Raw genomic sequence first — 23,554 nt, forward strand, 5'->3', positions numbered from 1 at the left:
CTCAATAGTCCGTGGGCAAACGGTTGATACTGACCAGTTTGCCCCGGCTCATATTGATGTAGTTCCCCTGACGCAGCGCCGCCAGAACCTCCGCAACGACCGAACGAGAAATACGCGTGCTACGCTGAATATGATTCATAACACCAATTTTTGAACGTAGCGCGTCATCCCACTCGGCCATATTCAACAGCATCGCCCGAATTTGGCTATAGGAATTATTTCCAATCAGCTGTATATCACGTTTTCCCAGTAAATGGTTTAGCCATGACAGCCAGCAGAAAGCTTCTTGCCAAACATGCGCTTCTTGAATAAGTTCGCATGCAGTAGAGGCAGGCAAATAAAATCCGGTACAAGGTGTTTGTGCAATCAGAGAATATTCAAGATAGTTGTCATTTATCCATGCGCTTAAACCGTGGATATACGGTGCCCGCGCAATACCCATAAGTAATTCGTCTGATTTACGGTGGACTGCAGTCAGACCGGATTGTATGACAACGGTCAATGGTTCATCATCATTATTGCCGGTAGTTATTAATTGTTGTGGTTCGGTCTTAAATGGGGTACCGGCGATTTCCAGACACTTAATGAGCCGGCTTAATTCAGAAAGTGGTTTCGCATTAACGTTCATGCATACCTCAAGTCATCTGTATCTGTCGGTTCTTTATTATTTTTAAAGCACATAAAAAAGCGGGGGCAAAATCCCCCGCGTTTTTTCTTACCAGGTATATTTCACACCCAGGTTTGCTCCCCAGTTCTGGTCAACGTCGCCGCCGCCCAGATAAGTCGCATCAGTGTAAGCACTGAAGTTTTTCGTGAAGCTGAACTGAGTACCCAGTCCCACGCGAACCGCAGAGCCTTCTACGCCGTTATCAATGCTGTCGTTGTTGATATCAGCATTGTTGTCAGCATCGTCATACACGTAAGCCAGTTTGAAGTAAGGCGTTAATGCCTGCTCGCCGCCGTAGTTGAAGGTATAACCTGCATCCACGCCGAGTTCATAACGCATACTGTCGTAAGACTGACCATCGATACGCATGTCGTTGCTTAACTGGTAGTCATCACCGGACTGGAACAGGCCAGAGATCGCCGCGTAAGGCGTGACGTAGCCAGACAGGTTTGGTTTCCAGTCATAGCCCAGTTTCATCCCGAAACCAACGGCGTCAGTCGTGGTATTACCGTCAACATACTGACCATTGCTCATGGTGGCAGAGAGGTCGTTGTTGAAGCGGGTGTAACTCAGTGAGCTGTCGAGGAAAATATCGTTCATGAACTTAGCCGACGCGTAGATCATCGCAGTCTGGCTGTCCTGATCGACCTGACCCGTACGATCGCTGATATCACCCTTCGCGAAACCAGCCGCACCACCGACAATCCACTTCGCATTATTACCGTCGATCTGAGTGTCCAGACCTACCATAATGCCGCTTACGTCCTGATCGTAGCTAACGGTGCCATTATCCGCGTCAAAGTTGCCGCCGAAATAGCTCACCCATGCGCCGCCGTTATCTGCCAGGCCATGACGGCTGTTGGTCAGACGGGTACCCACGGTATCCTGTTGCAGATTCCAGATGTTGGTATTGGCAGAAGGAATGCTCAGCGCCATGTTGGCGTAGTCAGTCAGCTCTTCCTGCTGGAGAACAACGGTGTCGCCCTTCTGCTGCGCCTGATAGGTGTATGCACCTAAATCAGCTTTATTTGCCGCAGTAAAGCTGGCAGCGGTATCCGCGTTATTGTCATAGACGCGAATGATCTCTTTGTTTTTGTAGTCAGCTACGGAGCCTGCGCCGGTCGCATCGTCGATGCGCACTTTATAGTTACCGGCAACGTCACCGTTCACAGCCAGATGACCGTCAGAGTTCAGCGCGACAACACCATAGTCGTAGTCCGCTTTATTGCGATCGTTGGTGATATACCGTGCGTTGTTCAGGTCGCTGTTCAGCACATAATCGCGGCTGGCAACGTTGAGTACACCGCCATCGGTCAGCACCATATTGTGCGTATCAACCTGACCCAGACCCAGCGCCAGCTCTGCACCGTTGTCCACGGTAATGGTGTTGGCATACAGCTCAGCTGTCTCTTCAGTCAGTGCCGCACGGCTGTAGCTATCCAGATACAGGCTATCGGTTGCTACCGCGCCGTTGTCGCCGATGTTCAGGCTAGACGCATTGGTCAGGGTGATGGAATCCGCCAGCAGGCCGGAGTTTTCAACATTGACCTGAGACTGGTTGTTCACCGTCAGCGCGTCGATGTTGGAGATCTTACGGGTATCCCACTCGGAACCGTTATCCAGCGCCACGTTGAACAGGCCGCTCTGATAAACCTCTTCACCTGCAACGTGACCGTTGCTATCAAAGGTAGAATCAGGCCAGATGCTGTTTGGAGAAAGTGCATGCCAGTCTACATTGCTGTAGCCTTCACCATACATCTGCGCCGTGCCGATGGCCTCAACGCTGGACTGCGCGGCACCCACCCATTTACTGCCGTTGGTCAGCGTGACATCCAGCTTGTCGGTATCATCCCAGCCGTTGGTAGTTGGGTTATAGATGCCGTCATCGGTGGTATCCGTTGCCGGATCGCCATTCTCGTAGAAGTTGTTATCAAAGGTGCTGGAGAAAAGGATGTCGCCGGTAATGGTAGAGTGATCGAAGGTAGCGGTGGTCTGCATAGCGTTATCAGACGCGCCAGCCACAACGATCAGCGCCGCATCATCCGCAGCCGTGGCGTTGGTTTCACCGTAGTCGCTCGGCTTCGCCGTTTGACCGTAGAAGCCGCTGGTACCCAGATCGCTGTACGCACCGGAGGTCAGCACAGAGTCTTTCACCACCAGCGTATCGGTAAAGACATTGCTGCTGTTAGCAACGCCTTCAACACCGTCGTATGGCGTGTTATCCAGATCCTGGTAACCCTGCGTCAGCGTGATACCCGCAACGTGGGAATTGTTCTGAATAACGATATCAGATTCAACGTCCAGCGTGATGGCGTTACCCAGATCATAGGTGTCCAGATAATGCGTTTCAGTGGTTTCGCCATTGACGACATCATACGCGTAATGCTCGTAGGTATCGTTGATGGTGGAGTTATCAACGGTCAGGCTAAAACGATCATACTGGGTATGAGCGGTGCCGTCAGTATCTACGCCATCTGCACACGTCGTGGTCATACACTCTGAGGTGATCATGCCATTAATGGTGCTGTTAGAAATACTCAACGCGTTCGCACGGCCATTGACACCATCATCCAGATAGTATGTCGAAATAACTCCGTTTACGGTTGATTTATTGACGACCGGATAAATGTCACCATCATGTGTGGCATCTGAATAATTCCAGTCAGCATAACCATAATACCAGGGCGTGGACGCAGTATTGTCATATCCAAAAGTATTATATGTCGTGCCGGATATATCTTTCGCATTGGCCTGAGAAGCGATAGCCAGTGTGCAGGCTAATGCAAGTTGTGATACAACCAGTTTCTTTTTCCATGTTTGCATTGGGTCATCCCTCCTCAGGGACGTAAGCAAGTTTGTCCATCAAATCATTTAGCAACATTAAATTGCGGAAGGAATTATGCAGTTTCACTTCGAAAAGGTTCAATGAATGATTCCATTAAGTCCGTATTCAGACAAATAAGCTTATAAACCCACGGCAATATCAATCATTATGAATAAATATTATAAATTCAACTGATTGCAAACTACTTTAGTTGCTTCGACACATATAATAAAAAGCAATTAATCATTTATATTTATAATCCCAAACCAATATAGAAGCCTCACCAATATTACACGCCACGCTGAACATCAGAATAAGATTTATAATATAGACTAAATACATGCAGCGTATATTAGTCGATTTCGAAAATCTAAAAGACAACTTTAGTAAAACACCGCTCCCTGCTTTCAGGTACACTATACCTCTTTGTTCCACAAACATCAGGCATACCATGACCGATTTAATTGCACGTCCCCGTCGCCTGCGCAAGTCACTCGCACTGCGCGCCATGTTTGAAGAGACAACACTGACCTTAAACGATCTGGTGTTGCCGATTTTTGTTGAAGAAGAGATCGATGACTACAAAGCCATCGACGCGATGCCGGGCGTGATGCGCATTCCTGAAAAGCATCTGGCCCGCGAGATCGAACGCATTGCGAATGCGGGCATCCGCTCGGTGATGACGTTCGGTATCTCCCACCACACTGACGCGACCGGCAGCGATGCCTGGAAAGAAGACGGCCTCGTGGCACGCATGTCGCGCATCTGCAAAGAGAGTGTGCCGGAGATGATCGTCATGTCCGATACCTGCTTCTGCGAATACACCTCTCATGGCCACTGTGGTGTGCTGTGCGATCACGGCGTGGACAACGATGCGACCCTGCTGAATCTGGGCAAGCAGGCGGTGGTTGCCGCCGCCGCGGGTGCGGATTTCATTGCGCCTTCTGCGGCAATGGATGGGCAGGTACAGGCGATTCGCCATGCGCTGGATGCCGCGGGCTTCACCGACACCGCCATCATGTCCTACTCCACCAAATTCGCCTCCTCTTTCTACGGTCCGTTCCGTGAAGCAGCGGGCACGGCGCTGAAAGGCGATCGTAAAACCTATCAGATGAACCCGCTGAACCGCCGCGAAGCGATTCGTGAATCTCTGCTTGATGAAGCCCAGGGCGCTGACTGCCTGATGGTGAAACCGGCTGGCGCGTACCTGGATATCCTGCGCGACATTCGCGAACGCACCGAACTGCCGCTGGGCGCATACCAGGTGAGCGGTGAGTACGCGATGATCAAATTCGCCGCGCAGGCGGGTGCCATCGACGAAGAGAAAGTGATCCTCGAAAGCCTGGGGGCGATCAAACGTGCGGGCGCGGATCTGATCTTCAGCTATTTCGCGCTGGATCTGGCCGAGAAGAAAATTCTGCGTTAATCCGCTTTAGCGCCGGGTGGCGACTTCGCCTTACCCGGCCTGCTCTCTGCGCTAATCTTCACCAAACTGCAATACAAACGACATCTCCTCCTTCTACTGTCTGGGCAAGACGGCAGGAGGAGTGATCAATGTTTAGTCTCGACAGCGTTCTTGATGACCTTTGGCCTCAGGCGAGGCCCGCACCCTGGCAAAAAAGTCTGTTAAAAAGACTGCTTCACGAAGACGAATTTCAGCAGTTTGCCGCCAGCCACCGTCACCTGAAAGGGCTGGATATGGTGGATCAGGTTCTGGAACACCTTGATATTCACTGCTCCGTTTCCGCCCGCGATCTCGAACAAATCCCCGAACACGGCCCACTCATTGTGATAGCGAACCACCCCACTGGCACGCTGGATGGGCTGGCGTTGCTGTACGCCGTTTCCCGCGTGCGCCGCGACGTCAGGGTTGTTACCAACAGGATGCTGTCCCACCTTGAGCCCCTCAGTTCATTGTTTATTCCCGTGGATAATATGGGCGGCAGAACCGCAAAAGCTTCGCTGATACAGATGGAGCAGCACCTGCAAAACGCCGGTGTGCTGATCTTCTTTCCGGCGGGCGAAGTTTCCCGCCCAACGCGCAAAGGCATACGCGATAAAAAATGGCATCCGGGCTTTATCAAGCTGGCTGGCAAATTACGGGTGCCGCTACTTCCGGTACATATCCAGGCGCACAACAGCCTGCTGTTTTATGCCAGTACCCTGGTCTCGCCAACGGTATCCATGCTGCTGTTGATGCAACAGATGTTTCGCCGCCGTCACAGTCAGTTGCCGATCAAAATCGGCCAGCAGATTGCCTGGAATGACCGGTTTAGTTCTACCCTTTCATCGCGTGAGATGGCCGAGCAGTGTCGTCAGCACGTGATACGTCTTGGCAAGGGATTGCCTGGCGTCTTTAAAACCCAGTGCGCCATTGCCCGCCCGGAAGACAGGGCCACGCTGAAGCGCGAACTGGCGCAGGCCGAGTGTCTGGGAAAAACGAGCGATGGTAAGGCCATCTATCTTTGGCAGCGCAACGGGCAGGAAGAGGCGCCTCTGCTGCGCGAGCTGGGGCGGCTGCGCGAGATTGCCTTTCGTGCCGTGGAGGAAGGCAGCGGGAAGCGGCGGGATACGGACAGCTACGATGATGACTATCTGCACCTCATTTTGTGGGATGACGATGACCTGGAGATTGTCGGCGCGTACCGCTTTATGCCAACGGCCATGCAGGTGGAAAAGCGCGGCGTCGAGGGGTTGTACAGCTACAGCCTGTTCCACTACGACGAAAAAATGCAGGACATACTGGAGCACGGCATTGAGCTGGGGCGTAGCTTTATACAGCCGCGCTACTGGGGGCGTCGCGGTCTGGACTATCTGTGGTCAGGTATTGGCGCCTATCTGGCACGCTATCCTCATTACCGTTACCTGTTTGGCCCGGTCTCCATCTCCGGGGGGTTACCGCCTGCCGCGCGGGATCTGCTGGTCGCCTTTTACCGCTTGTGGTTCCCGGCGACGCATCCTCTAGCCGCCTCGCGCCAGCCCTATCCCGCATCCCTGCCAGACGTGCTGGCGCAATTTGGCGGGGTGGATTACGTGGATGACCTGACAAAGCTCAAATCCCTGCTCGGCAACCTGGGCTGCGGCATCCCGCCGCTCTACAAACAGTATTCCGAGCTATGCGAACCCGGCGGCGTGCAGTTTGTCGATTTCGGCAGCGATCCGGCGTTCAATAACTGTATCGACGGGCTGGTGCTGGTGGATTTGTGTTATCTGAAGGCGAACCGCTATCAGCGGTATATAGAGGCGCACTTAATACCCTCCCCCCTGCCCTCTCCCTAAAAGGGAGAGGGTGAAAACCGCACCGGTCAGTCCCCTCGCCCCTTTGGGGAGAGGGTTAGGGTGAGGGGCTCAAACCGCACGGTAGAACGGCTTATCCCCCAAAATCGTCGCCCGCTGCATAATCCTTCGCTGCGGCAGATAATCCGCATTGGCGTAATGCTGCGTGACGCGGTTATCCCAGATCGCCAGATCGTTCTCCTGCCAGCGCCAGCGCACCTGAAACTCCGGTTTGGTGATATGCGCGAACAAGAAGCCGAGCAGCGCCTCACTCTCTTTCTCCGCTACGTCCACGATACGCGTGGTAAACCCTTCATTCACAAACAGCGCCTGCTTTCCGGTCACCGGATGCGTACGCACCACCGGGTGCAGCAGCGGGGGATGTTTTTCGACCGCATCCAGCCAGCGCTGGTGCTCCTCTTCCGTTTTACGGTACTTATATTCCTGGAATGATTTTTTGAAGTCATGCTCCGCCCGCAGGCCGCTCAGTAGGGTCTGGAGCGGCGCGGAGAGCGCCTCAAACGCTGCGATCCCGCTGGCCCACAGCGTATCGCCCCCCGTCTCAGGCAACAGCTTCGCCGCAAGAATCGCCCCGGCTGGCGGTGTGTCGATAAAGGTCACATCGGTATGCCAGTTATCGTTATCCGGCGGGTTATCGTTGTGGGTGTCGAGGACGATAATCTCCTCCACCCCTTCCGCATGCGGATAGACGGGGTGGATATGCAGGTCGCCAAAACGCAGGGCCAGCGCGCGCTGCTGATGCGGGGTAATGGCCTGTTCACGCAGGAACACCACCTGATGACGCAGCACCGCGTGGTACAGCTGCTCAAACTGGTTATCGCTCAGCGGACGGGTTACGTCCAGGCCCGACACTTGCGCGCCAATGTACGGCCCCAACGGGATAATCGTCAGACGTTCACTCATTGTATTTCTCCATGCCAGGGCGTCAGGCGACGCTGTAGCGCGCGCAGTCCCAGTTCTAATCCAAAGGCGATCGCGGCGATCACTGCGATCCCTGCCAGTACCACATCAGTCGCCAGGAACTCTCCCGCCGACTGCACCATAAACCCAAGGCCGCGCGTGGCGGCTATCAGCTCTGCCGCCACCAGCGTAGACCAACCCACCCCAAGGCCGATGCGCAGCCCGGTCAATATCTCCGGCAGCGCGCCCGGTAAAATGACGAACAGCAGGACCTGCGCGCGGCTGGCGCCGAGCGACTGCGCCGCACGTATGCGTACCTGCTGCGCACTCTTTACGCCAGCCAGGGCCGACATCGCGACCGGCGCAAAAATCGCCAGGTATATCAGTAAGATCTTTGACGTCTCGCCGATGCCAAACCAGATCACCATCAGGGGCAAGTAAGCCAGCGGCGGGACGGGACGGTAAAGCTCTATCAGCGGGTCGAGAATGCCGCGTACCGTCGGGCTCAGTCCCATCGCGATCCCCACCGGAACGCCAATAATGACCGCCGCCAGCAGCGCCACCAGAATACGCGTCAGACTGGCGCCTAAATGCTGCCAGAGCGTGGCATCCATAAAGCCCTGCGGCCCGGCGATAGTAATCAGTTTTTCCAGAACCTGGCCTGGCGGGGGCAGAAACAGCGGGCTGACCCACTGCTGCGCGGCAACCGCCCACCATACCGCCAGCAACACCACCAGCGTGCTGACGCTTAAAGTGAGCTGGCGAGAGAACGGCCAGCGTAAGGCAAGGCGCGTCCGCCGCGTTTTTTCACTGAAAACAATGCTCATGAGAACGCCTCCCGTTGCTCAAACACGCGGCTTAAGACGTATTCACGCTGTTCAATAAACAGCGGATCGGATTTGATGCTGCGTACCGGTTCTCCCGCCACATAGCGCCGGGCAAACTCAAGCGGCAGGCGCTCCAGCACGCGTCCCGGCCCCGGTGAGAGCAGCACCAGCTCCGTCGCCATAAACACGGCCTCTTCGATATCGTGGGTGATTAACAGCACCTGCTTGCCGGTTTCGTGCCACAGGCGCAGCAGCAGGGTTTGCATCTGCTCGCGGGTGAAGGCGTCCAGCGCCCCGAAAGGTTCGTCCAGCAACAGCAGCTGTGGGTTAGCCGCCAGCGCACGGGCGATCCCGACGCGCTGACGCTGCCCGCCTGAAAGCTGCCAGATAAAGCGTTTTTCAGCCCCCTCCAGCCCGACCTTTTTCAGCATATCGCGCGCCGTATTCAGGCGCTGTTCACGTGCTACACCGGCCAGTTGCAGACCAAACGCAACGTTTTCCTGAACGTTTCGCCACGGGAGTAACCCTTCGTTCTGGAAAACCACGCCGCGCTCTGCGCCCGGCCCCGTGACCCGTTTCCCTTCCAGTTGGATCGAGCCGTGCTGATACGGTACAAACCCGGCGATCAGGTTCAGCAGCGTCGTTTTCCCGCAGCCGGACGGTCCCAGCACCACCAGCAGTTCACCGCTGTCCAGCGTCAGGTTGATCGCTTCCAGGGCGGGTTTGCCGCCGTAATCGGCAGACAGGTTTGTAATGTTCAGCATTGCAGCCCCCTTATTTCACAAAGCGATCGGTCACGAACTGGCTGTAATCCGCCGCCACCGCAGGCACTTTGCCCTGCTCTTTCAGGAACGTCGCAGTGTCAACAATCGCTTTGCTTACCGGCCCGTTCAGCTGCTGGACCTGCTGATCAGGCGTCAGATAGGTGTTGCCTTTTACCAGCCCCGGCACGTCAGCTTCCGGCACGCCGCTCAGACGTGAGAGTTTCTCCAGGTTGGTGGGCTGTTTCAGCCATTCATCCGGGTTGCTGATGTATGGCTGCTGTGCGTCGATGGCGCTTTTGGCGAAGGCTTTCACCACTTCAGGGTGTTTCTCGGCAAAGTCCTTACGTACCACCCAGACATCTAGGGTTGGCGCGCCCCACTGCCCCACTTTTTCGGAGTCGGTCAGCACGGTGCCCTCTTTTTCCAGTTCGTTGACGGCGGGCGCCCAGACGTATGCTCCGTCGATGTCGCCACGCTGCCAGGCGGCAATAATCGCCGGAGGTTGCAGGTTGATGATCTGCACCTGGCCGGGCTTAATGCCCCAGTGTTTCAGCGCTGCCAGCAGGCTGTAATGCGTGGTGGAGATAAACGGCACTGCGATGCGTTTGCCGATCAAATCTTCGGGTTTCGTGATGCTTTTCTTCACCACCAGCGCTTCGGAATTTCCGAGCTGCGACGCCAGCAGGAAAACTTCAATCGGCACCTGCTGGCTGGCGGCCACCGCCAGCGGGCTGGAGCCCAGGTTACCAATCTGCACGTCGCCCGAGGCTAACGCCCGCACAATCGCCGCGCCGCTGTCGAACTTGCGCCAGTCGACGTTCGCCCCGCTCGCTTTGGCGAAGGTGTTATCCGCCTGCGCGACTTTCGCCGGCTCAGCGGAAGTCTGATACGCGACGGTGACGTCCACCGCCTGCGCCTGAAATGCCCACAGCGCCAGTGCGCCGAGAAGTGTGATCCGCGATGAAATTGCCATAATGTCTGCTCCCTTGTTGTTATGAGAGCAGTATTTCCGGCGCGAGAATTTTGATAAAGGAATAAAAAAGAATCGCTAATGACGATTCGTTTTTAGAAAAAAAGCGGGAAAGGATAGTGAATTTTGTGCGGTTGTTTCGCCGGGTAAGGCGCAGCCGCCACCCGGCAAAGACCTCAGCGCTGAACCGTCAGCGCAGCAATATCTTTCGGCGTGGTCCGGCAACATCCCCCGATTAATTTAGCGCCAGCCGCCAGCCACTGCGGTAAATACCCCGCCAGCGTCTCGCACGCTTCACCGTGGTGATGCCAGGTTTTGCTCACCGCATCATAATGCTCGCCGGAATTCGGATAGACCACCAGCGGCAGCGATGTCAGGCTGTGCAGATGCGTCAGCGCCGAGGTGGTGTTTTCCAGCGCGATACAGTTGATCCCCAGCGCGACAACCTGCGGGTAGTTTTCCAGCGCAGAAACGACATCCCGCAGCGGCGTTCCGTCACTCAGGTGCTCGCTGTCACGCAGGGTAAATGAGAACCATGCCCGGGCGCGGGGATACGCCGTCAGCAACGCCGCCAGCGCCTTAATCTCAGTGAACGAAGGCAGCGTTTCACAGGCCAGCAAATCCGCGCCCGCATCCAATAGCGCCTCTACACGCGGGCGGTGGAAGGCGGTGAATTCTTCAGCGCTACGCACGTAATCGCCGCGATACTCGGAACCATCGGCCAGATACGCGCCGTAAGGGCCCACAGATCCCGCCACCAGCAGCGTGCCTGCATTTGCGTTCTCAGCCAGGTACGCTTCCCGCGCTTTGCGTGCCAGCTCTACGCTTTTGCCAATCAACGCCCGGGATTGCGACTCGTCCAGCCCGCGAGCGGCAAAGCCCGCGGGTGTCGCCTGATAGCTGGCGGTGATCGCCACCTGTGCCCCCGCGCGGTAGTAGTCGAGGTGTACGTCACGGATCAGCTCCGGGTTTTCCATCAGCACTTTAGCCGACCAGAGGCTGTCGGCAAGGTTACAACCGCGCGCTTCCAGCTCCGTTGCCATTGCCCCATCCAGCACGACAAACGGCTGGTTTTCAAGGAGAGCGGTAAGCGGATTATTCTGCGACATGTTCAGGCTCCTGCGTGGTCAGGTTTCGGGTCAGGTAGTACGCACCATAACACAGGGCGACAAACGGAAGCCCGCAATAAAGGGCAATACGCTGGCTGGGGTCAAACCACAGGCCGACGCAGGCCACCAGGCAGAGGATAAAGCCAAGCACGGGCACCAGCGGATACCATGGCGCGCGATACTGCAACGCCGAAAGCGGTTGCCCGGACTGCACGTGACGGCGACGAAACACAAAGTGCGACGCGCAGATGCTGATCCACACTGCCACCACCGCAAAACCGGAAATGGCTGACAGCGCCACAAACACCGTATCCGGCGCGACCACGCTGGAGAACAGCGCCAGCACGCCGCCCAGCATGGAAACGGAGAGCGCCGTCAGCGGCACGCCGTTTTTGTTGACGCGGGCAAAGCAGCGCGGCAGCGTTTTCTCGTTAGACAGAGACCACAGCATACGGCCAGAGGCGTACAGGCCCGAGTTCGCCGCCGAGAGGATCGCCGTCAGGATCACGAAGTTAAAGATATCCGCCGCATACGGAATGCCGACCTTTTCAAACACCAGCACAAACGGACTTTTCTCCACGCCAGCCTGCTGCATGGGGATCAGCGCCGCCAGCACAAACACGGTGCCAATAAAGAAGATGATGAGCCGGGCGATGGTGGTGCGAATAGCAACCGGAATAACCTTGTGTGGGTTTTCCGTTTCCCCTGCCGCGATGCCGATAAGCTCTGTACCTGAGAAGGCAAAGTTGACCGCCACCATGGTCATCAGGATCGGCAGACCGCCGTGCGGGAACCAGCCTTCGGCAGTAATGTTGCTCAAGCCCGGCGCCGGTGAACCATCCTGCATCGGGATAAAACCGAAGATCGCCGCTCCGCCGAGAATAATGAAGGCGATGATGGTGATGACTTTCACCAGCGAGAACCAGAATTCCCCTTCGGCGAAGAAACGCGTGGAAATCACGTTAAGAGCAAAAATCACCACGCAAAAGACGACGCACCACGTCCAGACGGGAACCTGCGGGAACCAGTACTGCATACAGAACCCGGCTGCGGTAAAGCTCGATCCGAGCGCCACCGTCCAGGTCAACCAGTACAGCCACGCCACGGTATACCCTGTCGCCGGGCCGAGATAACGAGCGGCGTAGACGTGGAACGCCCCGGTTTCCGGCATCGCCACGGAAAGTTCCCCCAGGCATTGCATAACCAGCCAGACCACCAGCGCACCGATAAGATACGCCAGCAGCGTGCCCGCCGCGCCAGTTGTCGAAATGATGTATCCGGTATTGAAGAATAACCCTGTGCCGATAACGCCACCCAGCGAGAGCATAATCAGGTGGCGGGTTTTCATGGTGCGCTTAAGCTGCCCGTTTTGTTGTTCTGTTTGCATATTACCTTCTAAACGTATGGACATCTAAACATCCAAAGAAGGGTGTTATACCGCGATTGTTAACAAAAAGCCACCCGGCACGACTTCGGCGCAATTATTGGTAAATCCTTAAATCAGTTCTATAGTCGACACAGTTTCTTCTTCACCAGGACTCACTATGCGATTTAACGGACTGACCAAAGGTTTCTTTATTCTCATCCTGGCCCTTGTAACCTGGGCTTTCTTTGACGTGCTGTCACCCTATTTCTCGGCGATTCTGTGGGCCGCGATCCTGACCATCATTTTCAACCCGGTGAAAAACAAGCTGCGTACCGCGCTGGGCGATCGCAACGGGCTGGCTTCCCTCCTCACACTCGGCATTATCTGCCTGATCGTGTTTATTCCGTTGATGGTGATCCTTTCCTCGCTCGCGGTGGAACTGAACATGGTTTACACCAAGCTGCAACAGAACAACACGCAGTTCCCGGAAGTCATCGCCGGTATCTTCAACCGCCTGCCGGACTGGGCCAGCGGCTTCCTGGCGGATCACAACCTGACCAACGCCGCGCAGATCCAGAAAAAGCTTTCCGATGTCGCGTTACAGGGCGGACAGTATCTGGCGGGTAGCGCGTTCCTGATTGGTAAAGGGACGTTCGGCTTTGCTATTAGCTTCGGCATTATGCTGTACCTGCTGTTTTTCCTGCTCAAAGACGGGCCCTATCTGGTGCGCCAGATCCTCGACTCGCTGCCGCTGTCTGACTTCGTCAAACAGCACCTGTTCGCGAAGTTTGTCGGCGTCTCGCGAGCCACGGTAAAAGGTACGGCGGTCGTGGCGGTGGTTCAGGGTACGCTTGGCGGTATCGCCTTTGCCATCGTCGGTATTGACGGTAGCGTACTGTGGGGAGCGCTGATGGCGTTCCTCTCCCTGGTGCCCGCCGTCGGCTCGGCTATCGTCTGGGTTCCCGCCGCCATCTTCCTGTTTGCCACTCACCAGCTGTGGCAGGGTCTGTTCATTGTGGGCTTCTTTGTCATTATCGTCGGGCTGGTGGACAACCTTTTACGTCCGCTGCTGGTGGGCAAAGACACCAAAATGCCGGACTACCTGATACTGATCACCACGCTCGGCGGTATGGAGCTGTACGGCATTAACGGCTTTGTGATTGGGCCGCTGATTGCCGCCCTGTTTATCGCCTGCTGGAACCTCTTCTCCGGCCGCGACCACGCAGGCAACGCCGAGGAGCTGGACGCAGATTTTATCGAAGAAGGAAAAAATCCTCCGGATCTCTAACTAAACGCGTTTTGACAGGCGGCCCGGTGCCGCCTTTTTTTTCGCGATAAATCAGGGGTTTTCTATAATCTTTAATGAACGCTCTTCCACATTTGTCGTAGAAGGATCCAACAGGTGCGAATCGCCACGATCACAAACTGGGCTTATGGTGTCACGGTGTGCCTGACCATTGCCTCCGGTATCGTCATGCTGATGGCTTCCCATGCCGACAACGTAGAACGTCAGGCTGTTAAGCAACGACAAATTTTTGACCAGCTTACGGAAGAGATTGAAGCAGAAACCTGGATGCTCTCCGACTTAGCGCGCCTTTACGCCATCAAAAAAGAGCCCGATGTGCTGAAAACGTACCAGGCGAAAGAAGGCGAACTGAAGAATATCGAGCGCAAGCTGGGCCAGTTAAAAGATACGGGCGCAACGGGCGAAGAGCTGGCGCTGCTGTACGAAGGGCTGAAGATTGTCGATGGCCTACAGGATGAACAGCAGGCAGCAATTGCCAGCGTCGCCCGGGGTGAGGAACAACAGGCCATTGCGTTACTCTTCGGCAAAATCTACGAACTTGAAATGGAACGCGCCCAAAGCAAGATTGACCATTTTCGTGTGCTTCTGGATAAGCGCATTATCGCCGATGTCCAGGCAGCGACCAACACGTCAAAAACCCTGCGTACCGCCTCTGAAATGATGGTCGGCCTGACCGCCCTGCTCTTCTTATTCGTGATGGGTTTTATTCTCAAGCACCGCGTGCTGCGCCCGGTGGTGCGCCTCAGTGATGTGGTTCACCGGCTGGCCTCACAGGATTACGCCGTCGAAACGCCAAATTTCAACCAGGTCGATGAGATAGGCGATATGGCGCAGGCCATTCGCATTTTCCGCGAGAACGGGCTGGCAAGGCAGCGGCTTGAAAAAGAACGCGACGCAGACTGGGCCATCCGCGAGCTGCTCGCGCGAATGACCCAGCGCTTGCAGGGCTGCGAGAACGTTAGCGACGTGATTGAGGTGGCAGAGCTGTTTGCTCCCAACATTGCGCCGGGTGTCGCCGGGCGTCTGTATATTCTGGATCGAAACCCGTGGGAGATGCGCTGTGCGGCGGAATGGTTATCTCCCCAGGGAGAAAAAAATGCTTTCCACCCCGATCAATGCTGGGCCATACGCCGTGGTCAGAGCCACCCACCGGTCAACGGCGAGCCGGATATCGGTTGCCAGCATCTGCCTGAATCACAAAAAGACAGTTCACTCTGCGTGCCGCTCATTGCGCAGGGGGAAGCCATTGGTTTGCTGTCGTTTCAGAACATCACGCCTGAAACGGCACCGTCCCGCGCCTATCTCGAATTAATGGCGGAAGCCCTGGGTCTGGCGCTGGCCAACCAGCGTCTGCGCGATGCCCTGCTGGAAAAAGCGCTATTCGACCCGCTCACCGGCTTGCGTAACCGCCACCACCTTGAAGATACCCTGCGCACTCAGATAGCTCAGGCGATGCGCAATGATGAACCGGTGAGCTGCATGATGATCGACATCGATCACTTTAAAAGCATTAACGATCGCTTCGGCCATGAGGCTGGCGATCATGTGATTAAGAGCGTGGCGACAATTGTTCAGCGTGCCGTGCACGATGCCGGCCTGGCATTCCGCTTTGGTGGCGAAGAGTTTCTGGTGCTACTTACGGGTGCGGATGAGGAAGCGGCTCACGCCTGCGCAACGGAGATTTATAACGGCGTCCATACGCTGTCGCTACGTTATGGGCTTGCTGAGATTGGCCCGGTAGATGTGTCGATCGGGATCGCCAGTTACCCGCAGCACGCCCAAAGCGACGACCTGCTGCGCGCGGCAGACGTGGCGCTCTACCGGGCGAAAGAGCTGGGGCGCTCGCGGATCGTCAGTTTCAGTATGCTGGAGGCGGGTTAAGCGAAACTCAGTGCCAACGACGTCAGAGGTACGCGCACTCTCTTATTCCCTCACATTGAGGGTGCGTTATCATTCTTTGTACAAATAAATTCATCTTAACGATGCCACCATTGATAAAAAATGGGGGTGCGTAAATATATCAATAAATCAAAGCGATCATTTTTTAAACTCGGGTGGTTTATTACACTAAGTTTTTATGTTTTAAAAAACGTAAGCTTCAGCCAGCGGTCTGCAATCACGGGGAAAAATACAGCTATCATTTTGATTTTTATAATTTTAATCAAGTAGCGTTTGCAAAAAGGCGTGGCGTTCAACAAAATAGACAAACTTATAGGATAAATAACTTATAATTCTTATACTTCTGTTAAAAAGAGGAGGCCAATATGCGAATAATCCTAATGCTGTGCTGCTTTTTGGTACAAAGTTTAAGCTGGGCTGGCGAACTGCCAAAGCCTGTGGGCAAACCCATCTTAACCATTAGCGGTAATATAGAAAATACGAACGAAAATGGAAATGCCGTTTTTGATATTGCCAGCCTTGAAAAACTGGGCATGGTGAGTTTCCAGACGACCTCTCCCTGGTATAATGGCCGCACGAAGTTTGAGGGTATACCGATGCGCAAACTCATGGAGTATGTGGGTGCAAAGGGTTCTGTCCTGAATGTGATTGCACTCAATGATTACACTACCGTCATCCCTCTCAGCGACTTCCAGAAATACAACGCCATCCTGGCTTTAAAGGTCAATGGCGAATATATGCGCATCCGCGATAAAGGTCCGTCATTCATCGTCTACCCTTATGACAGTCTTCCTGAACTCAATAATCAGATTTATTACTCGCGATCGGCATGGCAGGTCAGCAAAATGAAGATTGAATAGTAGTTCAGGAGAACATAATGAACAGGATACTGGTTGGTATCATTTTTTCTCTTTTTATCACTACGGGATATATAGCATTTCTTGTTTACGATCGTCAGCAAGAGTTGCAAAAATTGACTCACTACACTGAGTCCTGGTCTGTAGCCCAACTGGTATCTGAATATTACCGATTTGAATCATGGATTGGACTGTACGCAACCGAGACTGATGACGTTACGGTAGACCAGGTTCGCATGCGCCTGGAAATCATGCTGAGCCAGAATGATTTATTGAAAGAGGGCGGCCTGGGTCGTTATATAAACAGCGAAAAAGCGCATCAGGCGCTCGCCTTACGCCTGGAAAATATACTGAACTATCTGGATGGTCATCTTGAGAAAATGAGCCGTTCAGAGTTAAAGCTCTATCTGAAAAATATGCATTCACTGGATGCCCCGCTAAGCCAGCTTTCATCCACGGCTTTAACAAAAGATGTTAATACAATCAATGAAACCAACCTTAAAATACAGGTTCTGTATTATATTTATTCGGCACTTTCGCTGTTGCTGGTTATTTTAAGCTTCATACTGGGCTTTTTGATTATCTATCAAAATAAAAATATCCTGAAAGCCCATATGCAGGTGAAAACGCTGGCTGAAGAACTTCAGCTATCCAAAGAAACCCTGCAAATCCAGAATACAAAACTGGAATACGATGTTTATCATGACTCCCTTACCGGAATGAAAAACCGTCTTTTCTTTTGGGATGATCTCAATAAACTTAATCTACAGGCTGAGAAAAAACATATTTCGGTCACGGTGATGTTATTCGATTTAGACCGATTCAAAGAGGTGAATGATACCTACGGTCATGATACCGGGGATTTACTGTTACGTGAGGTATCCACGCGCCTTAATGCTTTGGGCCGCTTTTCAGAGACATTTTATCGTTTGGGCGGCGACGAATTTGCGTTTCTCTCCAGTGGCTTAACCGAAACCGCAGCCGTCTCACGCGCGCGAGAAATCAGTGATAGCATCAGCAAGCCCTATACAATCAATAATCAACTCATAAAAATAGCCACCTGTGTAGGTATTGTTTTATCGGATAACGAACGACGTTCAGATTACCTTTATAAGTTTGCCGATCTGGCGCTCTATGAAGCCAAGAAAGAAGGTTCTCAGCAAATCAAAGTCTTCCGCCAGCGAATGCTACAGAAGTTGCAGGAAAGCAGAACCCTTGAAAATGATATGGCAAGAGCAATAGAGAATGATGAATTTGTTGTTTATTACCAGCCTATTGTGAATTCCGTCAGCAAGGAAATTTACGGCTATGAAGCGCTTATTCGCTGGATGCATCCTGTAAAGGGAATGCTTGCCCCGGATAGCTTTATTTTCGCCGCTGAAAAAACAGGCATGATCAACGAGATAGGTAAAACCGTACTTAAACTGGCCTGTAGGGAAGCGGTCTCCTGGACTGTTCCGGCCAGGATCTCCGTCAACGTCTCGCCTGTTCAATTGGGCAGCAAATCATTTATTAATACGGTGCAGTCCGTTCTGGCTGAAACCGGGCTCCCGGCTAACCGTCTTGAGTTAGAGGTCACGGAGTCCTCCCTCTTCAGTGACAGAAATAACCCCATTGCGATTCTGAAAAAACTCCGCGCACTGGGCGTAAGAATCTCCATTGATGATTTTGGCACGGGCTATTCGTCGCTCTCCAGACTCAGCGAACTGAATTTTGATAAAATCAAGATCGATAAATCTTTTGTCAATCCGATATCTACGCAGGAAGATGCGCTTAATATTGTGAAGCTGATTACCGGTATGGCTAAAAGCCTTAATATGGGCGTCATAGCTGAGGGCGTTGAGACCGAAGAGCAGCTTGAGCGGCTTCAGGCTCTGGGTTGCGAGCTTGTGCAGGGATATCTTTTCAGCAAACCACAGCCTCAGGTCGACAGCAAAATCAAGAGCGGCCAGGAATGAGTCCCTCTCCTCAGCCCGATACCAACCGGGATCACATTTTTCACCCTTGGGTATTCACTGACAATAAACAGGTGTTATCATTCACCCCGTAAATATCTATCAACTCAATCCGAGGCTTTGATGCTGGAGAATGTAATCATCCGATAATCAGCTTCCCGACCATTCCAGGCCGGACTGATTATCAATGCGCTGAAACCGTATGCGGACACCGCTGTGTGTTTGCACGTTTTGCCCATGATGATTAAACAGGTTTTCCAGTATGAATTTATCCCGTCAGGAACAACGTACCTTACACGTTCTCGCCAAAGGTGGCCGTATTGTGCACGTCCGCGATACCTCCGGCCGCGTCACCGCCGTTGAATGCTATAGCCGCGAAGGACTACTGCTGGCTGACTGCACGCTCGCCGTTTTCAAAAAGCTCAAAACCAAAAAGCTGATCAAATCCGTTAACGGTCAGCCCTACCGCATTAACACTACGGGGCTGAACAACGTTCGCGCTCAGCCTGATAATCGTTGAGGAGAGGATGATGGATATCCCACGTATTTTTACTGTTAGCGAAAGCGAACACCGCATTCATAACCCCTTTACGCCAGAGAAGTACGCGACGCTGGGCCGCGTGTTACGCATGAAGCCAGGCACACGCATTCTCGATCTCGGCAGCGGCTCGGGAGAGATGCTTTGTACCTGGGCACGTGATTACGGTATTACCGGTACCGGCATCGACATGAGCCCGCTCTTCACCGCGCAGGCCACACTGCGCGCAGAGGAACTTGGCGTCAGCGAACGCGTCCATTTCATTCATAACGACGCGGCCGGCTACGTCGCGAATGAAAAATGTGACGTGGCGGCCTGCGTTGGCGCAACCTGGATTGCGGGGGGCGTAGCCGGGACAATGGATCTGCTGGCAAAAAGCCTCAAGCCCGGGGGAATAATGCTCATCGGCGAACCGTACTGGCGTCAGGTACCCGCGACGGAGGAGACAGCCCAGGCCTGCGGCGTCTCGTCGATTACAGACTTTCTCACTCTGCCCGGTCTGGTTGCGTCTTTCGATCAACAGGGCTATGACCTGGTTGAAATGGTGCTGGCTGACCAGGAAGGCTGGGACAGGTACGAAGCCGCAAAATGGATGACCATGCGGCGCTGGCTGGAGGAAAACCCAGACGATGACTTCGCGCAGGAGGTTCGGGCGGAGCTGACGATAGCGCCTGAACGTCATGTGACGTACACGCGGGAGTACTTTGGCTGGGGAGTGTTTGCGTTAATGGCGCGATAACATAACGCTGGCGGTATAGCCTTTAGGGTTATGCCGCCGTTCAACAGACAGGGTTAAGCATTCAGCCAGAAAGTGCAGCATAGATGGGTTGAGTTGTTTGAAGTGGTCAACCAAAACTGGCCACGGCTTTAGAGTTTTTCCAGTATCGGTTTTCCGATTCGTTTGGGGGTAACCCACCGTTATAGTCATGCGGCCTTACCGACCTGTAATACCCGACGATATAGTCTGTGATCGCATGAGCTGCTTCGCTAAAGTTTATATAGCCTGTCACTGGCACCCACTCGTTTTTCAGACTTCTGAAGAAGCGTTCCATCGGGCTGTTATCCCAGCAGTTTCCGCGTCGGCTCATACTTTGCCTGATCCGGTAACGCCACAATAACTGCCGGATCTGCCTGCTTGTGTAGTGGCTACCCTGGTCACTGGGGAACATCACTCCCGCTGGTTTACCTCGGGTTTCCCACGCCATTTCCAGCGCTTTGATGGTTAGCTTGCTGTCCGGTGAGAATGACATTGCCCAGCCTACCGGTTTCCTGGCGAACAAATCGAGAACAATGGCGAGGTAAGCCCAGCGCCTGCCTGTCCAGATATACGTCACATCGCCGCACCACACCTGATTAGGCTCTGTCACTGCGAACTGTCGCTCAAGGTGGTTTGGGATAGCAATGTGTTCATGGCCACCACGTTTATACCGGTGGGTGGGTTGCTGACAACTAACCAGTCCCAGTTCTTTCATGAGTCTGCCGGCAAGCCAGCGTCCCATTCTGAAACCTCTCAGGGTTGCCATAATGGCGATACTCCTCGCGCCAGCAGAGCCATGGCTAATGTTATGCAGCTCCAGAACCTGGCTACGTAATATAGCCCGCTTGCCGTCTGGCTTTTCGGGGCTTTTCACCCAGTATTTGTAGCTGCTGCGATGAACCCCGAACACCTGGCAGAGTGTGACCACAGGATACTGCGCTCTGAGTTTTTCGATTAACGAGAACTGTTCAGGGAGTCTGACATCAAAAGCGCGGTAGCCTTTTTTAATATGTCGTTTTCCATTTCAATGCGTTGTAGCTTTTTCTTTAGCTCACGTATTTCAATCTGTTCCGGGGTTATAGGGGAGGCTTTAGGTATTTTACCCTGTCGTTCATCCCGTAACTGCTTTACCCATCGCGTCATGGTAGAAAGCCCCACGTCCATAGCACTGGCCGCAGCTGCAACGGTGTAGTTCTGATCAAGGACCAGTTGAGCGGATTCGCGTTTAAACTCTGCGCTGAAATTTCTTTTTTCATTGGGACACCTGTATTGTTCTGAGATGAGCATATCACCTCTGTTCAGGTGGCCAAATTCAGTAAACCACTTCACACAGCGTTGCGCTGCATGGGGCTATTCTGGTGCTGAGCCTTTCGGTGGTTCAACTTCTGTTTGTTCTCAACCATCCTCAAGCGGATGTATGGAAACAATGGTCACAATGGAATATCAATGTACTGGTGACTTGAAGAAATAAGATTTGGGGGCAGAATGCCCCCTTATTCTTTGGGATAAGAAAATTCAGCAGTGACTAAATACGCCCCTGATTTAGCAGATTGGACGTCATACGCGAAGTTATACCGCTCTCCAGGTGTAAACTTAAATCCGAATACAGGAAGACACTCACCCTTCGGTACATAAACAGGCTTGTCATCAAAAATATTGTGAAGAGAGTCGCTATTATCACTGTTGATTTGGATAGCAGTGATCCGTTCCTGTGGCTCCAGTGGTGACACCACACAAACTTGATTATCTTTGATAAATGCCGTTGTAGATTCACGATCTACCATTCGATCACCAGGCCCAGGGCATCCCGTTAAGAGGAATACAACACCCAGCAACATTTTGTTTTTCATGTTTAACGCCCCTTCCCTGTTACGATTTTCTGGTAAAGCGAAGGGACATCCTGCAATTTGTCTACGCCCCTGTACATCCCCATGCGCCCTGGTCTCTGATAGTAAGACCACTTACTGATCCCATAAACCAGCAGTAACCAGTAATCAGCTAAAATAGAGGCTTGCTGCTCAAGAGAGTAATCAGTGAGCTTTTCTTTATCCAGCCTGTAGGTATATTCAGCAGCCCAGCTAAACGCACCCCGCATTCTCACCCATTGCCCGTGCTGGTGTTGCCACACATGCCCCAATTCATGGATGAAAACATATTTATCTTCAACGAAAACTGAGTTTGCGGAAAAGTCTTCCCTGTACATCTGTTTTCTGTACCACAACTCCCCGTTGGGAGTCATCGCGTAGTTCTGTTTCTGGAGGCCGAACGGTAAATAGCTGTCGCAATGAATCCAGACACGGCTATACACTATCGAATCACCGAACACTCTGCGAGCCATTGCAATCTCGCCTAAGGTCATCCGGCGTAATGTTCCTTCCTCTGCCTGTGCGCTCATAAACTGTCCTCCTTGTATGATTTATATCAGGGTATCCAGAGAGCAGGAAATGCGCAACTAACAGATTTTGGACAATAGAAGCCAATTAGCGGCGTGTTCGGTAGTTTAAAACATGTTGTTAGCCGCTCGCGCCAACTTGATTTCCTCTCGCTCTTCCTGCTTCTTAGCAAGCCAGGCTTTCCCCTCTGGTGTTGCCAGGAATTTACGGGCGTGAATCTTACGGTTGTTGCGCTTAGTGGCTGCTGTATTCGTGGCTTTTGACATGGTATCCCCTCCGCTGAATCTGCCAGCGTTCAACGTACAGCAGAGAGACAGTACAACGAAAGTTACAATGGTGCAGATAATAGATGATCATTACGTGCCGTGTTGGGCACATAAGAAAAGGCGGCGCATAGCGCTACCGCAGGGTGTAATCCCTTCGCAGGGAGGATAAAGCCTTAGCACGTTCTCTTATCAGGTGATCGTTATACTCCGGTGATCGAAACCGTGGCAGAGCCGGATTCTTTCCCGATCCGGTTAGTCTTCCCAACATTACGCCTGTTTATTCTCTGTGACCTTTCACAAGGTGTAGCATCATTGAGCGCCGCACGAAGCGCGGAACGTATCGCTAATGGTTCAAGTGATGTGTTTAGAGAGTCCGGCAACTCTTTCAGCTTCAAGGGATGGCAAAATTTCTAATGCTGTTCGGGCTTGAGCCTGGTAACTACCCGCCAGTACGTTGTACAATCCTTGAGCCGATACAACGCAAAGGCGTTTACCAAGTGTTATCAAGGATGATAATGAAAGATACAATCCTTTAGGTTTTTGACGATAAGTGATTGATTTTCTTAGATGGTGCCGATAATAGGAGTCGAACCTACGACCTTCGCATTACGAATTATAAGAACTGCTTTTTAACACAGTAACTTACCGCATCATCCCTGCGCTCACACGTCCCATGATGCCAAAAGATGTGAAGACACGACAAAGCCAGAAAAGCCATGCGTGTCCCACATTTGTCTCACACTACCCTGTCGTCTTCGATCGCACTGTTGATGAAGAACGTCACCCGCCCCATCACCTCAACCTCTTCCGCAGCCTCCCCCTCTATCGCTTCACCATCATCACAAATCAGCGCCCTGCC

21 protein-coding genes are annotated in these 23,554 nt (G+C 53.2%); 9 read left to right on the top strand and 12 right to left on the bottom strand.

The annotated features are described in order from the left end of the window. Position 1: 1 nt before the first annotated feature. Both ACOTX4_RS06360 and ACOTX4_RS06365 read right to left on the bottom strand, forming a co-directional pair. Positions 2–628 (bottom strand): helix-turn-helix domain-containing protein, encoded by a 627-nt coding sequence (locus ACOTX4_RS06360; RefSeq protein ID WP_003859165.1) that lies wholly within the window; start codon positions 626–628, stop codon positions 2–4. A gap of 87 nt (positions 629–715) precedes the next feature. Further along, positions 716–3,490 (bottom strand): autotransporter outer membrane beta-barrel domain-containing protein, encoded by a 2,775-nt coding sequence (locus ACOTX4_RS06365; protein WP_045350619.1) that lies wholly within the window; start codon positions 3,488–3,490, stop codon positions 716–718. 452 nt (positions 3,491–3,942) lie between these two features. Between ACOTX4_RS06365 and hemB the strand changes: the two genes are divergently transcribed. Beyond that, positions 3,943–4,917 carry a porphobilinogen synthase gene (gene hemB, locus ACOTX4_RS06370; RefSeq protein ID WP_045332047.1) on the top strand — a complete coding sequence of 325 codons (975 nt, stop codon included), beginning with the start codon at positions 3,943–3,945 and terminating at the stop codon, positions 4,915–4,917. 128 nt (positions 4,918–5,045) lie between these two features. Continuing rightward, a complete protein-coding gene (locus ACOTX4_RS06375) occupies positions 5,046–6,770 on the top strand; it encodes a lysophospholipid acyltransferase family protein (RefSeq protein ID WP_023324213.1) in 1,725 nt (574 codons plus the stop codon). Positions 6,771–6,839: 69 nt separating this feature from the next. On the opposite strand, the gene tauD is transcribed toward ACOTX4_RS06375, so the two are convergent. From tauD to mmuP, 6 genes are all read right to left on the bottom strand, one after another. After that, a complete protein-coding gene (gene tauD, locus ACOTX4_RS06380; RefSeq protein WP_003863169.1) occupies positions 6,840–7,691 on the bottom strand; it encodes a taurine dioxygenase in 852 nt (283 codons plus the stop codon). Continuing rightward, the gene (tauC, locus tag ACOTX4_RS06385; RefSeq protein WP_003863170.1) at positions 7,688–8,515 is read right to left on the bottom strand and encodes a taurine ABC transporter permease TauC; all 828 of its coding nucleotides are present in this window, start codon (positions 8,513–8,515) and stop codon (positions 7,688–7,690) included. The genes tauD and tauC overlap by 4 nt, the downstream gene beginning before the upstream one ends. After that, positions 8,512–9,279, bottom strand: a complete 768-nt coding sequence (gene tauB, locus ACOTX4_RS06390) for a taurine ABC transporter ATP-binding subunit (protein ID WP_003863171.1) — start codon at positions 9,277–9,279, stop codon at positions 8,512–8,514. Before tauB ends, tauC begins: the two co-directional genes overlap by 4 nt. 10 nt (positions 9,280–9,289) lie before the next feature. Beyond that, on the bottom strand, positions 9,290–10,252 hold the full coding sequence (tauA, locus tag ACOTX4_RS06395) for a taurine ABC transporter substrate-binding protein (RefSeq protein WP_022650443.1): 963 nt from the start codon (positions 10,250–10,252) through the stop codon (positions 9,290–9,292). A gap of 173 nt (positions 10,253–10,425) precedes the next feature. Then, positions 10,426–11,358: a homocysteine S-methyltransferase gene (gene mmuM / locus ACOTX4_RS06400; RefSeq protein ID WP_022650442.1), complete on the bottom strand. Its 933-nt coding sequence runs from the start codon at positions 11,356–11,358 to the stop codon at positions 10,426–10,428. Continuing rightward, positions 11,345–12,745: an S-methylmethionine permease gene (mmuP, locus tag ACOTX4_RS06405; protein WP_017383140.1), complete on the bottom strand. Its 1,401-nt coding sequence runs from the start codon at positions 12,743–12,745 to the stop codon at positions 11,345–11,347. The genes mmuM and mmuP overlap by 14 nt, the downstream gene beginning before the upstream one ends. A gap of 157 nt (positions 12,746–12,902) precedes the next feature. Here mmuP and ACOTX4_RS06410 point away from each other — a divergent pair, with 157 nt between their 5' ends. From ACOTX4_RS06410 to ACOTX4_RS06435, 6 genes are all read left to right on the top strand, one after another. Further along, positions 12,903–14,012, top strand: a complete 1,110-nt coding sequence (locus tag ACOTX4_RS06410; protein WP_003863175.1) for an AI-2E family transporter — start codon at positions 12,903–12,905, stop codon at positions 14,010–14,012. A 114-nt stretch (positions 14,013–14,126) separates the two neighbouring features. After that, positions 14,127–15,911, top strand: coding sequence for a diguanylate cyclase (locus ACOTX4_RS06415; RefSeq protein WP_063938046.1), 1,785 nt, complete (start codon positions 14,127–14,129; stop codon positions 15,909–15,911). 383 nt (positions 15,912–16,294) lie between these two features. Then, positions 16,295–16,789, top strand: a complete 495-nt coding sequence (locus tag ACOTX4_RS06420) for a molybdopterin-dependent oxidoreductase (RefSeq protein WP_023324209.1) — start codon at positions 16,295–16,297, stop codon at positions 16,787–16,789. A gap of 17 nt (positions 16,790–16,806) precedes the next feature. Beyond that, positions 16,807–18,744 (top strand): putative bifunctional diguanylate cyclase/phosphodiesterase, encoded by a 1,938-nt coding sequence (locus ACOTX4_RS06425; protein WP_032657331.1) that lies wholly within the window; start codon positions 16,807–16,809, stop codon positions 18,742–18,744. A gap of 259 nt (positions 18,745–19,003) precedes the next feature. Beyond that, the gene (locus tag ACOTX4_RS06430; RefSeq protein ID WP_003863178.1) at positions 19,004–19,261 is read left to right on the top strand and encodes a YjhX family toxin; all 258 of its coding nucleotides are present in this window, start codon (positions 19,004–19,006) and stop codon (positions 19,259–19,261) included. Between the two features lie 10 nt (positions 19,262–19,271). Then, positions 19,272–20,018, top strand: a complete 747-nt coding sequence (locus ACOTX4_RS06435) for an SAM-dependent methyltransferase (protein ID WP_045332032.1) — start codon at positions 19,272–19,274, stop codon at positions 20,016–20,018. 106 nt (positions 20,019–20,124) lie between these two features. Here the strand turns inward: ACOTX4_RS06435 and ACOTX4_RS06440 are convergent. Continuing rightward, positions 20,125–21,323 (bottom strand): IS3 family transposase gene (locus tag ACOTX4_RS06440; protein ID WP_096888931.1). Its coding sequence is split into 2 segments (ribosomal slippage): positions 20,125–21,044 and positions 21,044–21,323, totalling 1,200 coding nucleotides; the frame shifts between segments, so codons are not numbered across the junction. Between ACOTX4_RS06440 and yecR the strand changes: the two genes are divergently transcribed. After that, the gene (gene yecR / locus ACOTX4_RS06445; RefSeq protein ID WP_071785715.1) at positions 21,316–21,507 is read left to right on the top strand and encodes a YecR family lipoprotein; all 192 of its coding nucleotides are present in this window, start codon (positions 21,316–21,318) and stop codon (positions 21,505–21,507) included. The genes ACOTX4_RS06440 and yecR overlap by 8 nt on opposite strands. A gap of 22 nt (positions 21,508–21,529) precedes the next feature. On the opposite strand, the gene ACOTX4_RS06450 is transcribed toward yecR, so the two are convergent. The 3 genes from ACOTX4_RS06450 to ACOTX4_RS06460 all read right to left on the bottom strand — a co-directional run bounded on the left by ACOTX4_RS06450 (position 21,530) and on the right by ACOTX4_RS06460 (position 22,695). Further along, complete coding sequence (locus ACOTX4_RS06450; RefSeq protein ID WP_032608610.1) at positions 21,530–21,886, bottom strand: putative T6SS immunity periplasmic lipoprotein; 357 nt, start codon at positions 21,884–21,886, stop codon at positions 21,530–21,532. A 2-nt stretch (positions 21,887–21,888) separates the two neighbouring features. Next, entirely contained in the window at positions 21,889–22,431 is a 543-nt protein-coding gene (locus tag ACOTX4_RS06455) for a type IV secretion protein Rhs (protein WP_032608608.1), read from the bottom strand. Positions 22,432–22,536: 105 nt separating this feature from the next. Beyond that, entirely contained in the window at positions 22,537–22,695 is a 159-nt protein-coding gene (locus ACOTX4_RS06460) for a hypothetical protein (protein WP_023315491.1), read from the bottom strand. Positions 22,696–23,554 lie beyond the last annotated feature (859 nt).

The organism is Enterobacter cloacae complex sp. IR5459 (assembly GCF_049238005.1).
In the GTDB taxonomy this organism is placed as follows: domain Bacteria; phylum Pseudomonadota; class Gammaproteobacteria; order Enterobacterales; family Enterobacteriaceae; genus Enterobacter; species Enterobacter hormaechei_C.

What these genes read in the sequence shown, in the direction of transcription:
- tauD (WP_003863169.1), bottom strand. Translation starts at nt 7,691, where the DNA reads ATGAGTGAACGTCTGACGATTATCCCGTTGGGGCCGTACATTGGCGCG.
- ACOTX4_RS06420 (WP_023324209.1), top strand. Translation starts at nt 16,295, where the DNA reads ATGCGAATAATCCTAATGCTGTGCTGCTTTTTGGTACAAAGTTTAAGC.
- mmuP (WP_017383140.1), bottom strand. Translation starts at nt 12,745, where the DNA reads ATGCAAACAGAACAACAAAACGGGCAGCTTAAGCGCACCATGAAAACC.
- ACOTX4_RS06410 (WP_003863175.1), top strand. Translation starts at nt 12,903, where the DNA reads ATGCGATTTAACGGACTGACCAAAGGTTTCTTTATTCTCATCCTGGCC.
- tauC (WP_003863170.1), bottom strand. Translation starts at nt 8,515, where the DNA reads ATGAGCATTGTTTTCAGTGAAAAAACGCGGCGGACGCGCCTTGCCTTA.
- ACOTX4_RS06455 (WP_032608608.1), bottom strand. Translation starts at nt 22,431, where the DNA reads ATGAGCGCACAGGCAGAGGAAGGAACATTACGCCGGATGACCTTAGGC.
- ACOTX4_RS06460 (WP_023315491.1), bottom strand. Translation starts at nt 22,695, where the DNA reads ATGTCAAAAGCCACGAATACAGCAGCCACTAAGCGCAACAACCGTAAG.
- ACOTX4_RS06365 (WP_045350619.1), bottom strand. Translation starts at nt 3,490, where the DNA reads ATGCAAACATGGAAAAAGAAACTGGTTGTATCACAACTTGCATTAGCC.
- ACOTX4_RS06450 (WP_032608610.1), bottom strand. Translation starts at nt 21,886, where the DNA reads ATGAAAAACAAAATGTTGCTGGGTGTTGTATTCCTCTTAACGGGATGC.
- ACOTX4_RS06425 (WP_032657331.1), top strand. Translation starts at nt 16,807, where the DNA reads ATGAACAGGATACTGGTTGGTATCATTTTTTCTCTTTTTATCACTACG.
- yecR (WP_071785715.1), top strand. Translation starts at nt 21,316, where the DNA reads ATGAGCATATCACCTCTGTTCAGGTGGCCAAATTCAGTAAACCACTTC.
- hemB (WP_045332047.1), top strand. Translation starts at nt 3,943, where the DNA reads ATGACCGATTTAATTGCACGTCCCCGTCGCCTGCGCAAGTCACTCGCA.
- ACOTX4_RS06430 (WP_003863178.1), top strand. Translation starts at nt 19,004, where the DNA reads ATGAATTTATCCCGTCAGGAACAACGTACCTTACACGTTCTCGCCAAA.
- tauA (WP_022650443.1), bottom strand. Translation starts at nt 10,252, where the DNA reads ATGGCAATTTCATCGCGGATCACACTTCTCGGCGCACTGGCGCTGTGG.
- ACOTX4_RS06360 (WP_003859165.1), bottom strand. Translation starts at nt 628, where the DNA reads ATGAACGTTAATGCGAAACCACTTTCTGAATTAAGCCGGCTCATTAAG.
- mmuM (WP_022650442.1), bottom strand. Translation starts at nt 11,358, where the DNA reads ATGTCGCAGAATAATCCGCTTACCGCTCTCCTTGAAAACCAGCCGTTT.
- ACOTX4_RS06375 (WP_023324213.1), top strand. Translation starts at nt 5,046, where the DNA reads ATGTTTAGTCTCGACAGCGTTCTTGATGACCTTTGGCCTCAGGCGAGG.
- tauB (WP_003863171.1), bottom strand. Translation starts at nt 9,279, where the DNA reads ATGCTGAACATTACAAACCTGTCTGCCGATTACGGCGGCAAACCCGCC.
- ACOTX4_RS06435 (WP_045332032.1), top strand. Translation starts at nt 19,272, where the DNA reads ATGGATATCCCACGTATTTTTACTGTTAGCGAAAGCGAACACCGCATT.